Below are 21,279 nucleotides of genomic sequence, written 5' to 3'. Positions count from 1 at the left end.
CTGCGTAGCCTTGCCGGTTCGAGGTTCTTCATGCGTACAGCGTTACACCATGAAGCTAAGACGGGAATGCGGTACATGCCGCAGCTGCCCCCGCAACTGTAAACGGTCATGTTCATGGCACAGCCACTGCTGCGGCGGGAAGGCGCGATGAACCTGTGTCGGCAAGGCGTCCAACGCCTGCCACACGCTGCCGTGAGCCAGGAGACCTGCCTCGAACCAGGCCCTGGGCCTGCGAATTCTCACTACAACCGGGCGGGGTGATCCGGTGGCGATCCGATCCGTATGCCATGCATAGGGTTCTCGTCCTGTTTGCCCGCCGCATTGCCAAAGGGCACCTGATGAAAACACTGGCCAAGCTTCCCGTCACCATCGTTACCGGCTTCCTCGGCTCGGGCAAGACCACGCTGTTGCGGCACATGCTCGACAACGCCGAAGGGCGGCGCATCGCAGTGATCGTCAACGAGTTCGGCGAGCTGGGCATCGACGGTGAAATCCTCAAGCAATGCACCATCGGCTGCACCGAAGAAGAAGCCAACGGCCGTGTTTACGAGCTGGCCAACGGTTGCCTGTGCTGCACGGTGCAGGAAGAGTTCTTCCCGGTCATGCGCGAACTGGTCGCCCGGCGTGGCGACCTCGACCACATCCTCATCGAGACGTCGGGGCTGGCACTGCCCAAGCCGCTGGTTCAGGCTTTTCAGTGGCCGGAAATCCGCAACGCCTGCACGGTCGATGCGGTGATCACCGTGGTCGACAGCCCGGCGGTGCTGGCAGGTACGTTTGCAGCCTTCCCGGATCAGGTCGATGCTCAGCGCAAACTGGACCCTAACCTCGATCACGAATCGCCGCTGCACGAGCTGTTTGCCGACCAACTGGCGAGCGCCGATCTGGTGATCCTCAACAAGGCCGACATGATCGACGCCGACGGGCTGGCTGCCGTGCGCGCCGAAGTCGCCGAAGAGCTGCCGCCGGCGGTGAAGGTGGTCGAAGCCAGCAGTGGCCGTCTGCCGATCAGCGTTCTGCTGGGCGTCGGTGCCGAGTCCGAGCTGCACATCGATGGCCGCAAGACGCATCATGACCACCACGACGATGACGATCATGATGACCACGATCACGACGCATTCGATTCCATTTCCCTGACACTGCCTCAGGCCGACGAAAAGGTGCTGCTCGATGCGCTGAATCAACTGGTCGTGCAGCACGGCATTCTGCGGGTGAAAGGTTTCGCCGCGATCCCCGGTAAGCCGATGCGCCTGCTGATTCAGGGCGTAGGCACGCGTTTCGACAAGCACTTCGACCGCGCCTGGCGCGCCGATGAAGAGCGCGCCACGCACCTGGTGCTGATTGGTCAGGAACTGGACGCCGTTGCGTTGCAAGCCCAGCTCAATGCCGCGATTGCCGGCTGACCCATGCATTTACTGAGAACCCAGCCCGGCGGTTTTGTACCGGACGACAGCATCGCCGACCTGGGGCAGACGCCGGCCGAGCTGGTGATTCTCTGCAGTGGCGATTCCAGTCTGGCGCTGCTGGCCGAAGCCGCCCGGCAACTGCCCGAGGATTACCCCAGTCTGCGTCTGGCCAACCCGATGCAGGTGCAGAATCATGCCTCGGTGGACATGTACGTTGACGAGGTATTGCGTCACGCCCGGGTCATTCTGATTTCCCTGCATGGCGGCATTGGCTACTGGCGCTACGGTGTCGAGCGCTTGATGGAGCTGGCGGCGCGGGGTGTGCAAGTCATTCTGGTGCCTGGCGATGATCGTCCTGATCCCGAATTGAGCGACCTCAGCACCGTGCCTGCCACAGCGCGCGACCGGCTCTGGCAATTTCTGCGTCAGGGTGGCCTGCAGAACGCGCTGGACCTGTACCGCTGCATGGCCAGCCACTGGCTGGATCGCGATTATCCGTGGGCCGAGCCGCAGCCGCTGCCGCGCACGGCGGTGTATCACCCGAAGCTGGGCGCTGCCCGCTTGCAGGACTGGCAGGCCGACTGGCACGCGGAACAGCCTGTGGTGGCGCTGCTGTTCTACCGCTCGCACCTGCAGGCCGCCAACACCGGTTTCATCGACGAGTTCTGCACCCGCTTGCAGGCGCAGGGCATCAACCCGCTGCCTGTCGCGGTCGCCAGCCTCAAGGAACCGGGCTGTCTTGTTCAGGTGGAAAACTGGCTGGATGAAACGGGTGCAGAGCTGATCCTCAATACCACCGGCTTTGCCCAGTCGAGCCCGGAAGCGCCGCATGTGCGTCCGTTCCGGCGCAATGTGCCGGTCATTCAGGCGATCTGTGCCCAGGACAACCAACCGGCCTGGGAAGCCAGCGAGCAAGGGCTGGGCGCTCGTGACCTGGCCATGCACATTGCCTTGCCAGAGCTGGACGGGCGGATCATCAGTCGGCCGATCAGCTTCAAGGACCTGGCCTGGCGCAGCGAGCGCAGTCAGTCGGACGTGGTTTGCCACCGCGCGCACCCCGAACGCATGGATTTCGTCGCACAACTGGCGCGCCGCTGGATCGAACTGGCGCGGCTGCCCAATGCCGACAAGCGTGTGGCGCTGATCCTCGCCAACTACCCGACCCGTGATGGACGGATCGGAAACGGCGTCGGTCTGGACACGCCTGCGGCTGCGCTGAACATTCTGCGTGCCATGCAGGTCGAGGGCTATCCGCTCGCAGCGTTGCCCGACAGCGGCACCGAACTGATCCAGCAACTGCTGGGGGGTGTGACCAATGACCTGGACAGCATCGACCAGCGCCCGTGTCGGCAAAGCATGGCCCTGGACGAATACCTGGAAGCGTTCAACGAACTGCCCCAGAGCAACCGTGACGCCGTGAACGCCCGATGGGGCGCACCGGATGCCGACCCGATGTTTCGCGGTGGCCGGATGATGATCGCTGGCCTGCGCTTTGGCCTGACCTTTGTCGGCATCCAGCCGGCGCGGGGTTATCAGGTTGACCCGAGCGCGGTCTACCACGACCCGGATCTGGTGCCGCCGCATGGCTATCTGGCATTCTATTTCTGGTTGCGCAAAGCCTATGGCGCGCACGCCGTGGTGCATGTCGGTAAACACGGCAATCTGGAGTGGCTGCCGGGCAAAGGTGTCGGGCTGTCGCGTACCTGCTGGCCGGACGCCGTGCTGGGGGCGATGCCCAATATTTACCCGTTCATCGTCAACGATCCGGGTGAGGGCGCCCAGGCCAAGCGCCGCACGCAGGCGGTGATCATCGACCACCTGATGCCGCCCCTGACGCGCGCCGAAACCTACGGCCCGCTGCGCAATCTGGAGCTGCTCGCTGACGAGTTCTATGAAGCGCAACTGCTCGATCCGCGCCGCGCCCGCGAGCTGCAACGCGACATCCTCGAGCTGGTCCGGGAAACCCGCATTGACCGCGAGCTGGCGCTGGACGCGTCCACTGACAGCGATGCCGATGCGGCGGTCTGGCTGCCGCGTCTGGACACCTATCTGTGCGACTTGAAGGAATCACAGATTCGCGATGGCCTGCACATCTTCGGTCAGTCGCCGGAGGGCCGCCTGCGGACCGACACCTTGCTGGCCCTGCTGCGCATTCCGCGTGGTGACGGGCGCGGCGCACAATCCAGTCTGTTGCGGGCACTGAGCAAGGCGTTCGAACTGGGTTTCGACCCTCTGGATTGCGAACTGGCCGAGCCCTGGACCGGCGCGCGCCCTGCGGCGTTGCTGGCCGTCAGCGCAGACCCGTGGCGCAGCGCCGGTGATACCCGCGAGCGGCTGGAACTCTATGCTGCCGCCCTTATTGACCGCGTCACCGACGGTGCCGATCTGCAAGACGTGCCGGTTCATGATGACCTGGCGCTGATTCTCGACAGCCTGCGCGACGTGGTCGCGCCTCGGCTGGACGCCTGTGGCCCCGGCGAAATGCAGGGCATGCTCGACGCACTGAGCGGCCGCTTCGTTCCGGCAGGCCCCAGCGGCGCGCCCAGCCGCGGACGTCTGGACGTGCTGCCAACCGGTCGCAACTTTTTCAGCGTAGACGTGCGCAACCTGCCGACCACCACGGCCTGGCGCATCGGTTTTCAGTCGGCCAATTTATTGCTGGAGCGCCATCTTCAGGACCATGGCGATCACTTGCGCCAGTTGGGCCTGTCGGTCTGGGGCACGGCGACCATGCGCACCGGCGGTGACGACATTGCTCAGGCGATGGCATTGATGGGCGTTCGTCCTGTGTGGGCGACCGGCAGTCAGCGGGTCGATGATTTCGAGATCCTGCCGATCAGCCTGCTGGACCGTCCACGGGTGGATGTCACCTTGCGGGTTTCGGGGTTCTTCCGCGACGCCTTTGCCAACCTCATCAAGCTGTTTGACGCGGCCGTGCAGGCCGTTGCGGCGCTGGATGAACCGGACGACATGAATCCGCTGGCGGCCAGAGTGCGTGAAGAGCGCCAGGGTTTTGTGGCTGAAGGGTTGAGCGAAGAGCAAGCTGCCCGGCAGGCAGGCTGGCGAATCTTCGGCGCCAAACCCGGTGCCTACGGTGCCGGTGTTCAGGGCGCGATTGATGGCCGCCTGTGGCAAAGCCGCGAAGATCTGGCCGAGGTCTATCTGAACTGGGGCGGTTACGCCTACGGTGCGGCCGACGAAGGCACGCCGGCCCGGCAACGCTTTGCCCAGCGCCTGTCCCAGGTGCAGGCGGTGTTGCAGAATCAGGACAACCGCGAGCACGACCTGCTGGATTCGAACGACTATTACCAGTTTCAGGGTGGCATGCTCGCGGCGTCCGAAAGCCTCAGCGGGCAGAAGACAGCCAGCTATCATGGCGATCACAGCCAGCCGGACCTGCCGAAGATCCGCACCCTCAAGGAAGAGCTGAACCGGGTGATACGCTCGCGTGCGGCAAACCCGAAATGGATCGACGGGGTCAAGCGTCACGGCTACAAAGGCGCGTTCGAGATGGCCGCGACCGTGGACTTCCTGTTCGCCTTCGATGCCACCACCGAGCTGATCGACGATCATCAATACGCGCTGCTGGCTGACGCGTACCTGCTGGACCCGTCGACCCGCGAATTTATTGCGCAACATAACCCCGACGCCCTGCGCGACATGACCGAGCGCATGCTTGAAGCTCAACAGCGCGGGCTCTGGCAGGAACCTGGCGAGTATCAGCAAGCGCTGGAAGACCTGTTGTTGGACATAGAAGAGAGTTGATGACCTTGCCTGATTCAAGTCCGAGCGACACTCCGCACTTTCCGCTGGCCGCCGTGGTCGGTGCCGACGATCTGAAACTGGCACTGTGCCTGACCGCCATTGATCCGCGTATTGGCGGTGTGCTGATCGAGGGGCCGCGCGGGATGGCCAAATCGACCCTGGCGCGTGGGCTGGCCGATCTGCTGGCCAGCGGTCAGTTTGTCACCTTGCCGCTGGGCGCGACCGAAGAGCGCCTGGTCGGCACGCTGGACCTGGACGCCGCACTGGTCGAGGGCCGTGCGCGTTTCTCTCCGGGCGTGCTGGCCAAGGCGGACGGTGGTGTGCTGTATGTCGATGAGGTCAATCTGCTGGCCGATCATCTGGTCGATCTGCTGCTCGACGTGGCCGCCAGCGGCGTCAATCTGGTCGAGCGCGATGGTATTTCCCATCGCCATGCTGCGCGTTTCGTACTGATTGGCACCATGAACCCCGAGGAAGGCGAGCTGCGCCCGCAGTTGCTGGACCGCTTCGGCTTGAACGTCGCGCTCAGCGGTCAGACGCAGCCTGTCGAACGCAGCCAGATCATCCGGCGGCGACTGGATTTCGATGCCGATCCGGTCAGTTTTTGCCAGCAGTGGCAGGCACAGCAGGACGCTTTGAGGCATCGCTGCGAACAGGCGCGTGCGCTGCTGCCGAGCATTGAACTGGATGACGCGTCGCTGGCAGAGATTACCGAACGCTGTTTCGCAGCGGGCGTCGACGGCATGCGCGCCGATCTGGTCTGGCTGCGGGCCGCGCGTGCGCATGCAGCCTGGCGCGGTGCAGGTCAGATCGAAGAGCAGGATATCGAAGCCGTCGCCGAGTTTGCCTTGCGCCACAGACGTCGCGAGCCCACGCCACCGCCGCAGAATCAGGAAGCGCCACCGCCTGAAACATCGCCCAGGCCTGACAAGCCTGAAAGCGGGCAGGGCCATTGGGGCGAGCTACCTGCTCAGGCGGTGAACACCGGGGCACGACGTGAAGTGCCGAGCTGGCCAAAAAAGCCTTAGGCATCCGCCCTCGTGCTGCACTGGGGGCGGATGCCATTCCCCGTCCCGGTCGACTGGCCGCAGGCCGCCTGGGTGCTCAGCGCTCAGGTCATGAAGGGCCGGTGCAATGGCTGCCGACCCTGTTGCGGGGCCGGCCGAAAAGCCGCGAGGATCTGGTGCGCCAGCCACGCAGCAGTCGCCCGAGCGAATTGTTGCTGGTGATCGTCGATGCGTCGGCCTCGACACGCCGTCATCAAGCCCTGAGCCAGGCCAAAGGTGTACTGTCGCAGGTATTCGATGATGCCTATCGGCGCCGTGCGCGGCTGGCCTTGCTGACCGCCAGTGGGCATACACCGCGCTGGCAACATCAGGGGCTCAAGGCTTCGTCGGCATTGACTCCCTGGCTGGATGCTTTGGGCGCCGGAGGCGGCACGCCGCTGTCGGCGGCCCTGCAACAGGCCATGACCTGGCTGGAGCAACGCCAAAAACGTTATCCCGCCGAACAACAGCAAGTGCTGGTCATGACCGACGGCAGAATCAAACAATTGCCAACGCTGCCTGCCTTCACCTGCGCCAGCCTGCTGATCGACATCGAAAAAGGCCCGATCCGTCTGGGAAGAGCACGTGAACTGGCGTCAAGCCTGGGAGCAGAGTATCAGCACATTGATGAGCTGAAGTTGATCTGACGGAGGCTGATTCTCTCTCTTGGCCGGCACTCGTGCCGATGCTCTGCGTCACCTCTGTGCTGTCGCACACTGTCATGTGCATATAGCCAGGCGACGCAGAGCGCGAGAACGAGCCTCAATCAGGCAGGCATGGTCCACGGCTTGAGATCGTAACCTTCGTTGCTGATCTCTGCCCGAGCCTGTTCCAGCGCATTGGCCAGTTGCCGCTTGTCTGAGTACGTGCTGCTCGGGATCTGCTTGCGACCGATGCGGTTACTGGTGCGATCAATCACAGTCAGGCTCAATTCGCCGTTACCGTCCTGTGGTGCCCAGGCAACACACTGGAAAGGTTCAAAAGCGTGTCCAGCGATCAGAAGTGCATCGTTGAAGCGCAGTGGGGCGTTCATGGTCAAATCCTCAAGTGCCCGTATCAATTCAGTCACGGCGGCGGGCTGACCGTCCGGCTGGTTACTTGTGTTGATGAACGACAGGGGGGCACGAGTCACACCCTTGAAAAGAAAATTCCCGATTTTTTTTTCACTCGACGCCGCAAACGTCCTCCTGACCCAGCCCTGAGTCAGTTGAAAGACACGTAATGACACTTGGCAATGTCGGTTAGACGTAATCGGTACAAGGCTGTGTCAAATATTTGCTAGGGTGATAGTTGGGCTCGCCAACACACTGTTTATAAAAAGTTTTTAAAATTACTCACTCGACGTCGGGCGCCAAGGACTCTTCATGCACGAATCGCCCCCAACGCGACGTCTTTTGATGATCGACCCTGATGACGACTTTCACGAACTGAGCCTGGCGCTCGACGACACCGGATGGACGGTACAGCGTGGCACACTCGATGCTGCTCGCGATTCTGACTATGACGTCGGCCTGATCCGGTTGACGCCTGGCCACTTCGAGCATCCAGAGCCGATTGAAAGATGGATCGCCGAAACTGGCCATCAGTGGATTGCAGTGCTTGCGCCGGACGACTTGCGGCGCGAAAAGAACAGCGACCTGGTCTGCCAGTATTTCTTCGATTTTCATCTTCTGCCGTTTGACATGAGCCGTATGCAAATCACGCTGGATCGGGCGTGCGCGACGGGTCAGCTAAAAAGGCGAGATGCGCCTCCGGCGTTCAGTGTCGAGCCGGAAATGCTGGGTGACAGTCGCCCCATTCGGGCATTGCGCAGGCTGCTGAGCAAATTGGCACCCACGGACTCGCCGGTGTTGATTCGTGGTGAGCGGGGGACGGGCAAAAAACTGATTGCGCGCAGCCTGCATGCCCAGTCCCCGCGACGCAGTAAACCGTTTGTGGTGGTGGATTGCGGTGCTGATCTTGGCCATTCGATTCATGCCGAATTGTTCGGCTATGAGCAAGGCGCGTTCGAAGGGGCTCATGAACCCAGGGCAGGGCAGATAGAGGCGGCAGACGGCGGCACGCTGTTGCTGGATGAGGTCGGTGATCTGCCGCTGGAAATCCAGGCCCACCTGATGCGTTTTCTGGAGGACGGGCAACTCCAGCGCTTGGGCAGCAGTGAATCGATTGCGGTGGATATCCGGGTGCTGGCCGCCACCCGGGAGGACCTTGAAACCGCAGTACGCAAAAAACGCTTTCGCGAAGATCTGTATTACCAGCTCAATGTGCTGCAGGTGGGAACAGCGCCTTTGCGTGAACGTCATGGCGATCTGGCGTTGCTTGCCAATCACTTTGTCCATCTGCACAGTCAGGAGACCGGCAGACGCGCGCGCAGTTTTAGTCAGGATGCCCTGGTTGCACTGGGCAAGCATGACTGGCCCGGTAACGTGCGCGAACTGGCCAGCCGTGTAAGGCGCGGCCTGGTCCTGGCGGAAGGGCGGCAGATCGAGGCGGCCAACCTGGGCTTGCAGGGTGAGGAAGAGACGGCCGGGAGCATGGGGACGCTGGAGGAATACAAGTCTCGCGCCGAGCGGCAGGCATTGTGTGATGTGCTTACCCGGCACAGCGATAACTTGAGCGTGGCTGCCAGGGTTCTGGGTATTTCGCGACCGACATTCTACCGCTTGCTACACAAGCACCAGATCCGCTGACCGGCCCAGCAGGTGCGTGACGGCGGCCATCGCCTGTTCGCGACGCTGCGGCCAGCCTCCGCCGAGCACTTGCCAGGCCTGGTGATGGCGGCTCAGCCAATCCCGGCTGGCGTCAAAAAAGGCTTGGCGTTCGCCCGGCTGCGGCTGGCAGCGCTGGCCGTCGCTGACCCATTCCACGCCCTCTGGCGACAGCAGCAGGTGCAGGTCGTAATGCCTGCTCAGCAGCTGTTGCTCGATCCACGCGGGGCAATCGCCGAACAGGGTCTGGCTCCAGAGCATGTTGCTCAACAGATGCGTGTCGAGAATCAGCAGTTCGGGCGTGCTGGCACGCGCAGCGTCTTCCCAGGCCAGTTGACCGCGCGCGATGGCCGGTATATCGCCATACGTGGTGTCACGACCCTCCTGATCGATGAAGTGGCGGACATATTCGCCCACCAGAACCCCGCCGAACCGACGCTGTATTTCCGCCGACAGCCAGCTTTTACCGCTGGATTCCGGACCGGTCAGGACCAGCACTTTCATCGTGCCAGCGCCAGATCGTTGCGCCACTCGCGCCAGCCTTGCACGGCCAGCAGGGTAAACAGCCCGTAGAGCGCAGCCGTCAGGTAAAGCGCCTTATAGACAAACAGCCCGACGAAAATCACGTCCAGCAGGATCCACAGTGGCCAGCATTGAACGCGCTTTTGCGCCATCCAGACTTGCGCCACCAGGCTGAAACCGGTCAGGGCTGCATCCAGCCAAGGCTGTGCGGCGTCGGTGAAGTGCGCCATGCCGGCGCCCAGCGCGAGGCTGATGATCGCCCCGACAGCCAACCCCTTAAGTAACGGACCACTCTGCAACACGGTGACGGCCCTGGCGGGCAGACCGTTGCCGTGGCGGGTCCATTGCAGCCAGCCGTAGACCTGCAAGCCTGCATAGATGACCTGCAGCAGCATGTCCGAATAAAGCTTAACTTCGAAGAAAATCCAGATGTAGATGACCACCATCACCAGCCCGATTGGCCAGCACCAGGGATTCTGCTTCACTGTCAGCCAGACCGCGATAACGCCGATGGCGGCAGCGAAGAGTTCAAGCCCGGACATGGCGGCTCCTTGGTAAGGGTTGTGAGAGGCAGGGGCGGCGATTGTATGCGCTTCTGCGCGCGGCGGGGAGCTTGCGTTTCGCAATGCACTACGCCGGCAGGCACTGTGCGTGCAGGTCTGCTAGCATTCCGCGCCTTGCCTGGCACGGTCGATTAATTACAGGCCCGCAGCAGGTTCAAGCTACGTTCAGGCTGGCAGCGGCATAGTGGCAACCATTTTTTTACACAACAACATTAAACAGCGAGCCTGCGGCATCGCTTCATGGGGGAATGATGGATCTTTGGACCGCTGCTCAGGCGTTGATATTGGGTGTTGTAGAAGGGTTGACGGAGTTCTTGCCGATCTCCAGCACAGGGCATCAGATCATCGTTGCCGATCTGATCGATTTTGGCGGCGAGCGCGCGATGGCCTTCAACATCATTATTCAGCTGGGTGCGATTCTGGCGGTGGTCTGGGAGTTCAGGCGCAAGATTCTCGACGTGGTGACAGGCCTGCCCCGGCAGCAACAGGCTCAGCGTTTCACCCTGAATCTGCTCATTGCTTTCATGCCCGCCGTCGTGCTTGGAGTGATTTTTGCCGACATGATCCACCACTACCTGTTCAACGCGATCACCGTCGCGACGGCGTTGGTGGTCGGGGGCGTGATCATGCTGTGGGCCGAGCGTCGCGTTCACACGGTGCGCACCGAAACCGTCGATGACATGACGTGGGGCGATGCGCTGAAAGTGGGTCTGGTGCAATGCCTGGCGATGATTCCGGGTACCTCGCGCTCAGGTTCCACAATCATTGGCGGCCTGTTGTTCGGCTTGTCACGCAAGGCCGCAACCGAGTTTTCGTTCTTCCTGGCCATGCCGACCATGGTCGGTGCCGCCGTGTATTCGGGCTACAAGTACCGTGACATGTTTCGCCCGGACGACTTCGCAGTCTTTGCCATCGGTTTCGTCACTTCGTTTGTCTTTGCGATGATCGCTGTTCGTGCGCTGCTCAAGTTCATCGCCACTCACAGCTACGCGGTGTTTGCCTGGTATCGCATTGCCTTCGGCCTGCTGATTCTGGCGACCTGGCAGTTTGGCTGGATCGACTGGGCGTCGGCCAAGGCATGACCGCCGCACGCCGTTCAGGGCAGCCTGTCAACCGTGGCAGGGCGCCGGTTCAACACGCGCGCCTCAAGCTGCTGGTGCTCGTGCTGCTGTGCGCACTGCCGGTCTACGGTTCGGTGTCACTCTGGATCAGCCGCGGCGTGATGATTTCGGCCATTGCGTTGGTTGTCATGAGCCTGCTGGCCTTTGTGCTTTACCGCCGGGACAAGCGCCAGGCCGGGAGCGGCGGCCAGCGCACACCGGAAAACGTTCTGCACACGCTCGAGCTGCTGGGCGGCTGGCCAGGCGCGCTGCTGGCGCAACAGGTGTTTCGTCACAAGACCCGTAAAGTTTCGTTTCAGGTCGTGTTCTGGCTGATCGTGCTGGTGCATCAGGCGTTCTGGATCGACTGGCTGTTTCTGGGCAAACGTTTATTGCAGGCAGTGCCTTTTCTCCAGGTCGCTTCCCTATAGCTTCAGGCCGACCTGTTTCAGTTTCGGCAGCCTGCCCACCACCAGTTGATGGGAGCGGGTCAGCAGGTCGTGGATTTCCGCTTCGCCCAGCGTGTGCAGCTCTGCCACGCTGATCCAGTGCGCCCTTGCCAGATAGGGCGCAGGCCGGATGCCGGGCCGGTCGACATAGCCCAGAAACAGTTCCGGGTGGACCTTGAAGGCAATCGCCTGACCGGCCAGGTCCATGACTGCGAACATCTTCTTCTCGGCGACGGAAAACACTCGCACGCCACCCCATTTGTAATCCTCACGCGCGCCCGGCAGGCCGAGGCAGAATCTGGCGATGTCTTCTGTGTGCATGTATGGACCTCCTGGTAGGACGTCGAACGGTAAGCTGTTCGATAGCCGCACGAATATTCGATCAGCGGATTGTATGCTGCCGCGACACTCATTAGTGTGCGGGTTTGCCTTTACGTGGAGCCTCGTATGCCTGCCGTGCAACTTGCCGATGGTGAATTGAACTACCTGCTTGAAGGCCCGGCCGATGCGCCGGTGCTGGTGTTTTCCAACTCGTTGGGCACCGACCTGCACATGTGGGATAACCAGGTTCCAGCGTTTGACCGGCATTTCAGGGTGTTGCGTTACGACACTCGCGGCCATGGCAAATCACTGGTCAGCGACGGCAGCTACAGCATTGAACAGAACGGGCGTGACGTGCTGGCGCTGCTGGATGCGTTGCAGATCGACCGGGCGTTCTTTTGCGGCCTGTCGATGGGCGGCCTGATCGGCCAGTGGCTGGCAATCAACGCCCCCCAGCGCCTGCACCGGGTTGTGCTGTGTAACACCGCAGCAAAGATCGGCAACCCTGATGTCTGGAACCCGCGTATCGAAACCGTGCTGCGTGACGGTCCGTCAGCGATGGCGGCGTTGCGTGACGCCTCGATTGCGCGCTGGTTCACGCCACGGTTCGCGGGTGCCGAGCCTTCGAAGGTCGAGGCTGTCGTCGGCATGCTGGCGAGCACTTCGCCGCAGGGATATGCCGCCAACTGTGCGGCGGTGCGTGACGCGGATTTTCGTGAGCAGTTGATGGCCATCAAGCTGCCTGTGCTGGTGGTCTGCGGTACTGAAGATGCGGTGACGACGCCTGCGGACGGGCGTTTCATGGTCGAGCGCATCGAGGGGGCACGCATGATCGAACTGCACGCCGCTCACCTGTCCAGTGTCGAGGCGGGGAAAGCCTTTTCGGCTGCTGTCCTGGCCTTTCTGACCGCAGCGTAATCCGCTGGCGTCGGACAATCCCGATCTTGAGCGGTGTGCCTCGGCGCTGCATACTCGGCGTTCTTGAAACGAGGTGACCGGGTGTTTGATCTCAATGATCTGTTTTATTTCGTCCAGGTGGTCGAATGCCGGGGCTTTGCGCCTGCCAGCCGCAAGTTGGGGATTCCCAAGTCCAAGCTCAGTCGGCGCATTGCCGGGCTGGAGGAACGCCTGGGCGTGACCCTGATTCACCGCTCGACCCGCAAGTTTGCCGTTACCGAAAGCGGACGCGATTATTACGGCCATTGCGTGGCGATGATGGTCGAGGCCGAAGCGGCCGAAGAAGCCATTCTGCGTTCCAAATCCGAGCCTCAGGGCAGGGTGGTGATCAGTTGTCCCCCAGCGCTGGCGGCGATGGGGTTCAATGAAACCATCGCCAGATTCATGGCTGAGCATCCCAAGGTGCAGGTTCAGGTCGAGAGCACCAACCGGCGCGTGGACCCGCTGACCGAAAATATCGATATCGCACTGCGCGTGCGCTTTCCGCCTCTGGAAGACGACGGGTTGGTGGTCAAGATATTAGGGCACAGCGCTCAGCGACTGGTTGCGCATCCTGACCTGGCTGCCCGGTTGTCCGCGACAGCGTCGGTCGAGGAATTGTCGAATATGCCGAGCCTCGACATGCCGTCTTCCAGCCATGAACACCGTTGGTTGCTGGAAGCGCAAGGAGGCCACTATGCCGAAGTGCGTCACACGCCCAGGCTGACCAGTTCGGACCTGGACATGATGCTGCAAGCCGCCTTGCAGGGGGTTGGCGTGGCGCAGCTTCCCGAGCTGATTGTCAGGGAGGCCTTGCACAACGGGCGTTTGGTCGAGCTTTTCAGTGAGCACCGTCCCAAGTGCGGCATCGTTCACGCCGTATTTGCTTCGCGACGAGGCTTGCTGCCTGCGGTTCGAGGGTTGCTGGACGTATTCGAGACCTCCTTCAAGGAGCAGAGTCTCAGTCCCGATTCGCTTTATTGTTCCTTACATAGAACGAACAGTCGCATTCAGGGCCACTAATCATCGATTGCGATGAAGGATAGGATGCTCGCCACTCCCTCGCCCAGTGGCGATTTCATCAGGAAGCTACGTTATGAAAATCCTGCACCTCGATTCCAGCATCCTCGGCGACCATTCCGCGTCACGCCAACTGACCCGCGAAGTGGTTCAGGCCTGGCAACGTACCCATGCCGACAGCCAGGTGACCTACCGCGACCTGGCCAGCGAAGCGCTTGGCCACTTCTCTGCCGCCAGCCTGGCTGCGGCGGGTACTCCGGCAGAAGCCCGCGACGCTGCCCAGCAACACGAAGTCGAGGCCAACGAGGCCACGCTGCAGCAATTTCTCGACTCTGACGTCGTGGTGATCGGTGCGCCGATGTACAACTTCACTGTGCCTTCCCAGTTGAAGGCGTGGATCGACCGTATTGCCGTGGCCGGTCGTACTTTCCGTTATTCCGAAGCCGGACCTGAAGGTCTGTGCGGCGGCAAGAAAGTCATTATTGTTTCCACTTCCGGTGGCCTGCATCAAGGGCAGCCAACCGGCGCGGGTCACGAAGAGCTGCTCAAGGCATTGTTTGCCTTCATCGGTATCACCGACCTGCAATTCGTTCGCGCGCACGGTCTGGCTTACGGTGAAGAGCCTCGGGCCAACGCCTTGGCGGCCGCTCAACAGCAGATCGAAAGCGAGCTGTTCGCCGCCTGATCGGGAACAGACTCACTGAAACTCCACTGTCCGTACGCGGTATCGTGTCGGGGGGTGGAGTTTTTTATTGGCCGTTGTAAACACAGTCGCAATCTTGACAGCTTCCTTACAGGTAAACGGGCGGCTGCGGTATTAAGCTAAGGCTGATCGAAACGAACCGCTGTTCAGCAAAAGGCAGGGCTTTTCGACCGGGCTGAAAAAGAGCCGACGGATTGTGGCTCGGCTTATGCACTATTTCTGCTTTGAAGACTCTCATCTGAGTGAGAGTGGCGCGCTGGAGCATGATGCTCGACACAAGCGCATAACGGACTGTCCGGACACGCTTCCGGAATTGCAAAGGTTGGGCCTTGCCATGGTACGTCTTTGTGCAGTGATGCTGGTTTGCCTGCTCGATAGCCTGATTCCGCTGTACGCTCAGGCCGACGAGTCCTGGAGCGCCGGTTACCACGAACTGAGTTTCCCCGATCCGCTCGATTCACGGCCCGTGCAGGCGATTGCCTTCTATCCGTCATCGGGCAGCGAACAGTCGAGCACCTTGCACGGCTACCGCGTCGATGCCAGCGAAGATGCGCCAATCGCCATGGGCCGCTTTCCGTTGCTGATGCTTTCCCACGGCAACACTGGCACACCGCTGGCGCTGCATGATCTGGCCACGGCGCTGGCACGCCAGGGGTTTGTGGTCGTCGCCGTGGTACACCCTGGCGACAATGACCGCGATCACAGCCGCTTGGGCAGCCTGAGCAATCTGTACGGGCGGCCGCTGCAAATTTCTGAAGCGATCAGCACGGCGCTGCTCGATCCGATGCTGGCGCCTTACCTCAATGCTCGCCAGGTGGGCGTGATCGGTTACTCGGCTGGCGGTGAAACCGCGCTGATTCTGGCGGGGGCGCAGCCTGACCTGCAGCGTTTGCGCCGCTATTGCATTGAACGACCGACTGATCGCGACGCCTGCAAGACTCAGGGTGAGCTGGTGGCAGACCGTGACGACTTGCATGCTCAGGCAGACCCGAGAGTCGGCGCACTGATGCTGATGGCGCCGCTGAGCCTGATGTTCGGTCGCCATACCCTGGGTGACGTACACGTCCCGGTGCTGATGTACGCCGGGGATGACGACCAGTTGCTGGCGCTGGACCGAAATGCCGAGGCGCTGGCGCGCAAACTGCCACAGGCCCCGGATTACAAACTGCTCGCGGGAGCGGGGCACTTCGTGTTCATGGCACCTTGCAGTGACGAACAGCGCTCGACTGCACCGTTGCTGTGCAATGACCCTGACGGCGTGGATCGCGAGGACATTCATCGCAACCTGAGTGCCGAGGCCGTGCGGTTTTTCAGTGCTGCACTCAATTCGGCCGATCCTGACCATTCAGGCATGCAGACAGCGGGTCATCAGTGACGGCCTGTCAGGCGTCCAGCGAGCGCAAATAGTCGCCGAAACCACCTCGGGCTTTCGAGTCCAGGCGAGTGCTGGTGGTGACTCGCGGGCGGCTGCTCCAGGCAATCCGGGCGCCGATCAATTCCAGCTGGCGGACCAGATGCACATCTTCATGGCAGGCCAGCGACGGGAATCCGCCTGCGCTGACGTACGCAATCGAGCTCACTCCCAAGTTGGCACCGTGAATGTGTCGATGGCCGTCACGGTGCTGGTAATGTTCGCTGTACGCCGCTTGTGCAGCCACCGAAATATGGCTGTTCCATTCACCGGGCGTGACGGTTCCACAGACGGCGTCTGCATCCAGTGCCAGCTGTTCGGCGAGCCAGTCACTGGCCACGGTACTGTCGCCATCGGTGCATGCCAGCCAGCGCGCACCTCTGTCGAGAAGAAAAGACGCGCCCTCGGCCCGCGCCTGGCCAACGTTGCGTGCCGTGACTTCCAGAATCATCACGCCGTGGGCACGCGCGATGTCTGCCGAGCGGTCCGTACAACTGTCGAGCACGACCAGCACGTCGACCCGTTCGCCTTTGAGGTCCGGGTGCGCCGCCGCCTGCATTATCGTCTCAAGACATGAATCGAGTAGCTGCTCTTCGTTATGCACCGGGATCAGAATGCCGATCATCGGAGAACTCCTGTTCTGCTACGGAGGTTTGATCACGACTCCACAGGTCCAGCAAAAAATCCTGTTCGTGATGACTGAAAAGCCGGTGCATGGATAGCCGTTCGGCAAGGATGTCGTGAACCGCCTGCGCGTTGAGCGGGCAGCCGTCTATATCAGGGCGCCAGTGGCAGGCGAGCAGCTGGCCGTCAGGCGACAGGGCCGACAGGGCTCGGTCGATCAGGCGATTCAGGTCATCCGCGTCCAGGTAATAACCCAGTTCGCTGAACACGATCAGATCGAACCGGCCCTGCGGCCATTGCTGCGGCAGGCGTGCTTGCACCACCGTCGCGTGGGGCATGCCCGCCAGACGCTGCCGCGCCAGGTCCACGGCCTTGCTTGAGGTGTCGCAACACACCAGCATGTCGCAACGCTCGGCAAGGTCTGCACTGAGCTCGCCATTGGCGCAACCGGGTTCGAATATCGCGTGGTAATGCTCACGGGGCAGGGCTGCCAGCGTCAGTGCGCGCTTGCGCCGCTCGTACCAGCGTTGTTTGAATGCCCACGGGTCATTGTTGTCGCGGAATAGCTCGTCGAAGTAACTGTCAGCGACACTCATGTGAACACCACTTCAAAGGGTTGCAGCAACCGCTCAAGAACGGTCGTGGGCAGCACTGGCGACAGACCGATGCCGGGGTCGCCCTGCAACTGACTGACGAACGCCTGAGCGGCGTGGCGTTTGCGTGCCAGGGTCATAGGGTCCAGCAAAAGCTTGCGCGCGCGGTCCCATGGCAAGCGTTCATCTTCGGGGTCGGCCCAGTGCCAGGCCCAGACAGGGAATTCATGCAGCTGCGCACCGGTGGTCAAACAGGCCCTTGCGCTGGCGCGGCCGACGGCTTCATGGTCGCTGTGGCCATCACCCGACCACGTGGCGAAGACCACGTCTGTCGGCCCCAGATGCTGCTCGAGAAACGCCACCAGTCGATCCTCCTGATCAGCCACCGCGCCGTCCTGCAAGCCGCCGCGCGCCCAGTCAAGCTGGTCAACGGGTACCTCGAGACGGTTCAGCGCTTCGACGCTTTCCCGGGGCCGTACTTCCGCCAGTCGCTCGACAGGCCACAGCCTGGAGCCGGGGTGGCTGGCGGTGCCGTCAGTGACTGCAATCAGCAGCAGCTTGCGTTCCAGTTGCGCGAGCTGGCTTAGCAGTCCGCCGCAGCCCAACACCTCATCGTCCGGGTGCGGCGCTATGATCACGGCCCGGCAATTGGGCGGCACCAACAGGTCGGCAGTGATGACTGCCAGTTCGCGCAATTTCCCAGACGTATTCCAGGCGGCGAGCGACGTGCCCTGACCTGACGCATCATCGCTGACAACAAACGCTTCACTCATCAGACTGCGCCCTCACAATGACCACGTCTGCGCCACAGGGAGCCGGGTGCCGGTCAACCGGCCCAGCGCCGCCAGGTCCTGCTCGGCATGGCTCTGACGCAGGAAGACCGGCAGATCGGTGATCAGCCGGGCGAAATGGGCGTCCTTGCAGTAAGGCCCTGCGCCCACGGCGCGGCCTACATGACGAATCACCAGATCGGCGGCCTGTTCGACATAGGCACGGCAGCGTCGGGCGAGCACTTCAGCGTTTTCAGCGGGGGCTTGATCCAGATGAAGAGCTGCGGCGCGCAGCACGTCGATTGCGGCAGCCAGGGCTACATCCACCGCCCCCAGATGCGCCAACGCATGGGGATCTTCGCGCTTGCTGACCTGTGAAAGCAGGCGCTGGGCAATCGAGCGAGAAGCACCGTACCAGCACGCGGCAATGCCGATGCCGCCGTGCCAGAAGCCGGGACGACCCACGTAGCTGCCCGGCGCACCGACCCATTGGCCACTGGCGTGTTCGAATACCACTTCGACACTGCCGGTTGCACCCATGCCTACCGCACGCCAGCCATCGCCGGTCAAGTGGACGCCTGGCTGGTCAAGTGGCACGGCGACCAGTCGCTGGCGATTTTCCGGGTCCCATGCGGTGATCAATGCATGGCTCAGTGCAGTTGCACCTGAGCACCATGCTTTACGGCCATCCAGACGAAGCGAATCGCCGGAGCCGCTGATACTCACCCGTGCCTGCGGTGGCTCTGCCGCCCACATGCCCCAGGTGCTGAATTGTTCGGGGGGCGGGGCACCCAGTTCCGCCATGATAGCCAAGGCGTCTGTGTGCCCCTCGTACAACTTGCACAACCCCAGGTCGTGGCCTGCCACGCAGGCCAGCGCCTGCCAGCGCTCAAGTGTCTGACCACCGGCGGGCAGGGGAAGCTGATCCAGACCTTCTCTGACCAATGCCTGCAAGCACTCGCCCAGCGCACGCGCATCGGCATAGCCATGCTTGCGCCAGTCGAGAAACTCACTCAAGGCATCGGTCATTGCTGATCTTCACGCTTCAGTTCAAACAGCAGCAGAGAACGCGGCGTCACGGTGTAGTCCGAGCCGAACGCAAACTGCTCCTTGTTGCGCGCGTCATCCTGATTGGTGTCGATCAGGCACTCGTAATGCGTACCTTCTGGCACTTCCGGCAGTGTGAAGTTGACGCCGTCGTGATGGGCGTTGACCACCAGCAGCAACGTGGCGTCGGCGCCAGGGCGACGAATACCGGTTTCCTGTGCGCGGCCGTCCATCAACATGCCCAGGCAGCGGCCGTTGGCATCGTGCCATTGCTCGACACTCATCTCTTCGCCATTCGGCGCAAGCCAAGTGACGTCTTTCACACCGATTTGTTCGTTGTAATCGCCCACCAGGAAGCGACTGCGACGCAGGATCGGGTAGGTCTGACGCAGCTTGATCACACGGGTCACGAACTTGAGCAGCGCCTCGCCGTCTTCGTCCAGATCCCAGTTGATCCAGCCAATCTCGCTGTCCTGACAGTAGGCGTTGTTATTGCCATGCTGGGTACGGGCGAACTCGTCACCGGCAACGATCATCGGCGTGCCTTGTGCCAGCAGCAAGGTGGCAAAGAAGTTACGCATCTGACGCAAACGCAGGTTATTGATTTCCGGGTCTTCAGTAGGACCTTCAACACCGTGGTTCCAGGACAGGTTGTTGTTGCTGCCGTCCTGATTGTTTTCGTCGTTCGCTTCGTTGTGCTTGTCGTTGTACGACACCAGGTCGTGCAGCGTGAAGCCATCGTGAGCGGTGATGAAGTTCACGGAAGCCTGAGGGCGACGACCGCGCTGGTTGAACATGTTGCCGGAGGCCGTCATGCGTGCAGCGAAATCGGCCAACTGGCCTTCGTCACCTTTCCAGAATGCACGCACGGTGTCGCGGAATTTGTCGTTCCACTCCATCCAGCCCGGCGGGAACCCACCGACCTGATAGCCGCCCGGACCGCAATCCCAAGGCTCGGCAACCAGTTTGACCTGACGCAGGACAGGGTCCTGACGACAGGCGACCAGAAAGCTGTGGCGCTCGTCGAAACCATCGTGGTAGCGGCCAAGAATGGTCGCCAGGTCAAAACGGAAGCCGTCAACGTGCATCTCCGACGCCCAGTAACGCAGCGAGTCGGTCACCATCTGCAGCACGCAAGGGTGGCTCAGGTCCAGGGTGTTACCTGTGCCGGAGTCGTTGATGTAAAAGCGTTTGTTTTCCGGCGTCAGCCTGTAATACGAGGCGTTGTCGATACCGCGCATGGACAGGGTAGGGCCCAGCTCGTTGCCTTCGGCGGTGTGGTTGTAGACCACATCGAGAATGACCTCCAGCCCGGCATGGTGCAGGTGCGCAACCATTTCCTTGAATTCGGCAATCTTGCCGCTCGCCAGATAACGCGGGTCCGGGGCGAAGAACGCAATGCTGTTATAGCCCCAATAGTTGGTCATGCCTTTTTGCAACAGATGCTGATCGTTGACAAACGCATGGATCGGCAGCAGTTCGACGGACGTCACGCCCAGTTTGCGGATGTGTTCGACGACAGGTGCCGACCCCAGACCGGCGAACGTGCCACGCAGTTCTTCAGCAACCTCAGGATGGCGCATGGTGATGCCGCGCACATGGGTCTCGTAGAAAATGGTCTTGTCCCAAGGCGTTCCGACGCGCTGATCGCGGCCCCAGGTATACGCCTCGTCGATGACCTTGCTTTTCGGCACGAACGGCGCGCTGTCGCGTTCGTCGAAGCTCAAATCGCCTTTCTCATGGCCAATGGTGTAACCAAACAGGGCTTCCGACCATTTCAGTTCGCCCACCAGTTGCTTGGCGTACGGGTCGATCAGCAATTTGTGGTGGTTGAAGCGATGGCCGTTCTCCGGATCATACGGACCGTACACGCGATAGCCATAGATCAGGCCTGGATGGGCATCGGGCAGATAGCCGTGGTAGATCTCGTCGGTGTACTCCGGAAGCTCGATGCGCTCGAGTTCGACCTCACCGGTCGAATCGAACAGGCATAGTTCGACCTTGGTGGCGTTCGCGGAGAACAAGGCAAAGTTGACGCCCAGACCGTCCCAGCTCGCACCCAGGGGGAAGGGGAGCCCTTCACGAATGCGCGTCGGTGTACTGGCAGGATTGTCATGCGCAGCGGAGCTTTCATCTGCCGCGGTAGTGGACTTCGTATTCATGGTGACTTCCTGACGTCGAATGATTTTCTCTGCAGCCGAGACCGCTATCGAAGCCGTAGAGGCTCCAACACTGAAGATAACGAGTGGAGTTGCAGCGGGCCTCATCTCTGATCAGAGTGAGGCCTGCTGCAAT

20 protein-coding genes and 1 riboswitch are annotated in these 21,279 nt (G+C 61.6%); of the genes, 11 read left to right on the top strand and 9 right to left on the bottom strand.

Annotated features, from left to right (window positions below; translation table 11 throughout):
- The first annotated feature begins 4 nt into the window (after positions 1 to 4).
- A riboswitch (cobalamin riboswitch) is annotated at positions 5 to 228 on the top strand.
- 110 nt (positions 229 to 338) lie between these two features.
- From cobW to BW686_RS08495, 4 genes are read left to right on the top strand one after another with little or no spacing between them, the layout of a single operon-like run.
- On the top strand, positions 339 to 1,403 hold the full coding sequence (gene cobW, locus BW686_RS08510) for a cobalamin biosynthesis protein CobW (protein WP_084915936.1): 1,065 nt from the start codon (positions 339 to 341) through the stop codon (positions 1,401 to 1,403).
- Positions 1,404 to 1,406: 3 nt separating this feature from the next.
- On the top strand, positions 1,407 to 5,171 hold the full coding sequence (gene cobN, locus BW686_RS08505; RefSeq protein ID WP_084915889.1) for a cobaltochelatase subunit CobN: 3,765 nt from the start codon (positions 1,407 to 1,409) through the stop codon (positions 5,169 to 5,171).
- On the top strand, positions 5,171 to 6,199 hold the full coding sequence (locus tag BW686_RS08500; RefSeq protein ID WP_084915888.1) for an ATP-binding protein: 1,029 nt from the start codon (positions 5,171 to 5,173) through the stop codon (positions 6,197 to 6,199). The genes cobN and BW686_RS08500 overlap by 1 nt, the downstream gene beginning before the upstream one ends.
- Before the next feature lie 53 nt (positions 6,200 to 6,252).
- A complete protein-coding gene (locus BW686_RS08495) occupies positions 6,253 to 6,864 on the top strand; it encodes a vWA domain-containing protein (protein ID WP_084915887.1) in 612 nt (203 codons plus the stop codon).
- 119 nt (positions 6,865 to 6,983) lie between these two features.
- On the opposite strand, the gene BW686_RS08490 is transcribed toward BW686_RS08495, so the two are convergent.
- Complete coding sequence (locus BW686_RS08490; RefSeq protein ID WP_084915886.1) at positions 6,984 to 7,250, bottom strand: hypothetical protein; 267 nt, start codon at positions 7,248 to 7,250, stop codon at positions 6,984 to 6,986.
- A gap of 331 nt (positions 7,251 to 7,581) precedes the next feature.
- Here BW686_RS08490 and BW686_RS08485 point away from each other — a divergent pair, with 331 nt between their 5' ends.
- Positions 7,582 to 8,907, top strand: a complete 1,326-nt coding sequence (locus tag BW686_RS08485) for a sigma-54 dependent transcriptional regulator (RefSeq protein ID WP_084915885.1) — start codon at positions 7,582 to 7,584, stop codon at positions 8,905 to 8,907.
- On the opposite strand, the gene BW686_RS08480 is transcribed toward BW686_RS08485, so the two are convergent.
- Together BW686_RS08480 and pnuC are read right to left on the bottom strand one after the other, a co-directional pair.
- Positions 8,884 to 9,429, bottom strand: a complete 546-nt coding sequence (locus tag BW686_RS08480; protein ID WP_084915884.1) for an AAA family ATPase — start codon at positions 9,427 to 9,429, stop codon at positions 8,884 to 8,886. The two genes, BW686_RS08485 and BW686_RS08480, sit on opposite strands and share 24 nt — an antisense overlap.
- Complete coding sequence (gene pnuC / locus BW686_RS08475; RefSeq protein ID WP_084915883.1) at positions 9,426 to 9,989, bottom strand: nicotinamide riboside transporter PnuC; 564 nt, start codon at positions 9,987 to 9,989, stop codon at positions 9,426 to 9,428. The genes BW686_RS08480 and pnuC overlap by 4 nt, the downstream gene beginning before the upstream one ends.
- Positions 9,990 to 10,261: 272 nt before the next feature.
- Here pnuC and BW686_RS08470 point away from each other — a divergent pair, with 272 nt between their 5' ends.
- Positions 10,262 to 11,092 (top strand): undecaprenyl-diphosphate phosphatase, encoded by an 831-nt coding sequence (locus tag BW686_RS08470; protein WP_084915882.1) that lies wholly within the window; start codon positions 10,262 to 10,264, stop codon positions 11,090 to 11,092.
- On the top strand, positions 11,089 to 11,541 hold the full coding sequence (locus BW686_RS08465; RefSeq protein WP_084915881.1) for a DUF1294 domain-containing protein: 453 nt from the start codon (positions 11,089 to 11,091) through the stop codon (positions 11,539 to 11,541). Before BW686_RS08470 ends, BW686_RS08465 begins: the two co-directional genes overlap by 4 nt.
- On the opposite strand, the gene BW686_RS08460 is transcribed toward BW686_RS08465, so the two are convergent.
- Positions 11,536 to 11,880 carry an MmcQ/YjbR family DNA-binding protein gene (locus BW686_RS08460; protein WP_084915880.1) on the bottom strand — a complete coding sequence of 115 codons (345 nt, stop codon included), beginning with the start codon at positions 11,878 to 11,880 and terminating at the stop codon, positions 11,536 to 11,538. The genes BW686_RS08465 and BW686_RS08460 overlap by 6 nt on opposite strands.
- A gap of 126 nt (positions 11,881 to 12,006) precedes the next feature.
- On the opposite strand from BW686_RS08460, the gene pcaD reads away from it, so the two are divergent.
- The 4 genes from pcaD (at position 12,007) to BW686_RS08440 (ending at position 15,914) form a co-directional block, all read left to right on the top strand.
- On the top strand, positions 12,007 to 12,798 hold the full coding sequence (gene pcaD / locus BW686_RS08455) for a 3-oxoadipate enol-lactonase (protein WP_084915879.1): 792 nt from the start codon (positions 12,007 to 12,009) through the stop codon (positions 12,796 to 12,798).
- An 81-nt stretch (positions 12,799 to 12,879) separates the two neighbouring features.
- Complete coding sequence (locus BW686_RS08450) at positions 12,880 to 13,839, top strand: LysR family transcriptional regulator (RefSeq protein ID WP_084915878.1); 960 nt, start codon at positions 12,880 to 12,882, stop codon at positions 13,837 to 13,839.
- Positions 13,840 to 13,912: 73 nt separating this feature from the next.
- Positions 13,913 to 14,521, top strand: coding sequence for an FMN-dependent NADH-azoreductase (locus BW686_RS08445; protein WP_084915877.1), 609 nt, complete (start codon positions 13,913 to 13,915; stop codon positions 14,519 to 14,521).
- Positions 14,522 to 14,873: 352 nt separating this feature from the next.
- Entirely contained in the window at positions 14,874 to 15,914 is a 1,041-nt protein-coding gene (locus tag BW686_RS08440) for an alpha/beta hydrolase family protein (RefSeq protein ID WP_084915935.1), read from the top strand.
- Between the two features lie 7 nt (positions 15,915 to 15,921).
- Here the strand turns inward: BW686_RS08440 and BW686_RS08435 are convergent, their stop codons facing one another.
- The 5 genes from BW686_RS08435 to glgX are packed head-to-tail and all read right to left on the bottom strand — an operon-like array spanning position 15,922 to position 21,146.
- Positions 15,922 to 16,575, bottom strand: a complete 654-nt coding sequence (locus BW686_RS08435) for a glycosyltransferase (RefSeq protein WP_084915876.1) — start codon at positions 16,573 to 16,575, stop codon at positions 15,922 to 15,924.
- On the bottom strand, positions 16,547 to 17,170 hold the full coding sequence (locus BW686_RS08430; RefSeq protein ID WP_084915875.1) for a class I SAM-dependent methyltransferase: 624 nt from the start codon (positions 17,168 to 17,170) through the stop codon (positions 16,547 to 16,549). Before BW686_RS08430 ends, BW686_RS08435 begins: the two co-directional genes overlap by 29 nt.
- The gene (locus BW686_RS08425; protein ID WP_084915874.1) at positions 17,167 to 17,940 is read right to left on the bottom strand and encodes a PIG-L deacetylase family protein; all 774 of its coding nucleotides are present in this window, start codon (positions 17,938 to 17,940) and stop codon (positions 17,167 to 17,169) included. The genes BW686_RS08430 and BW686_RS08425 overlap by 4 nt, the downstream gene beginning before the upstream one ends.
- Before the next feature lie 12 nt (positions 17,941 to 17,952).
- Positions 17,953 to 18,966, bottom strand: coding sequence for an acyl-CoA dehydrogenase family protein (locus BW686_RS08420; protein ID WP_084915873.1), 1,014 nt, complete (start codon positions 18,964 to 18,966; stop codon positions 17,953 to 17,955).
- Positions 18,963 to 21,146, bottom strand: coding sequence for a glycogen debranching protein GlgX (gene glgX / locus BW686_RS08415; protein ID WP_084915872.1), 2,184 nt, complete (start codon positions 21,144 to 21,146; stop codon positions 18,963 to 18,965). The genes BW686_RS08420 and glgX overlap by 4 nt, the downstream gene beginning before the upstream one ends.
- Positions 21,147 to 21,279 lie beyond the last annotated feature (133 nt).

This window comes from Pseudomonas syringae (assembly GCF_002157375.1).
Taxonomy (GTDB): Bacteria; Pseudomonadota; Gammaproteobacteria; order Pseudomonadales; family Pseudomonadaceae; genus Aquipseudomonas; species Aquipseudomonas syringae_T.
The sequence above is the reverse complement of the archived record's forward strand: the minus strand, read 5'-3'. Positions and strand labels throughout refer to the sequence as shown.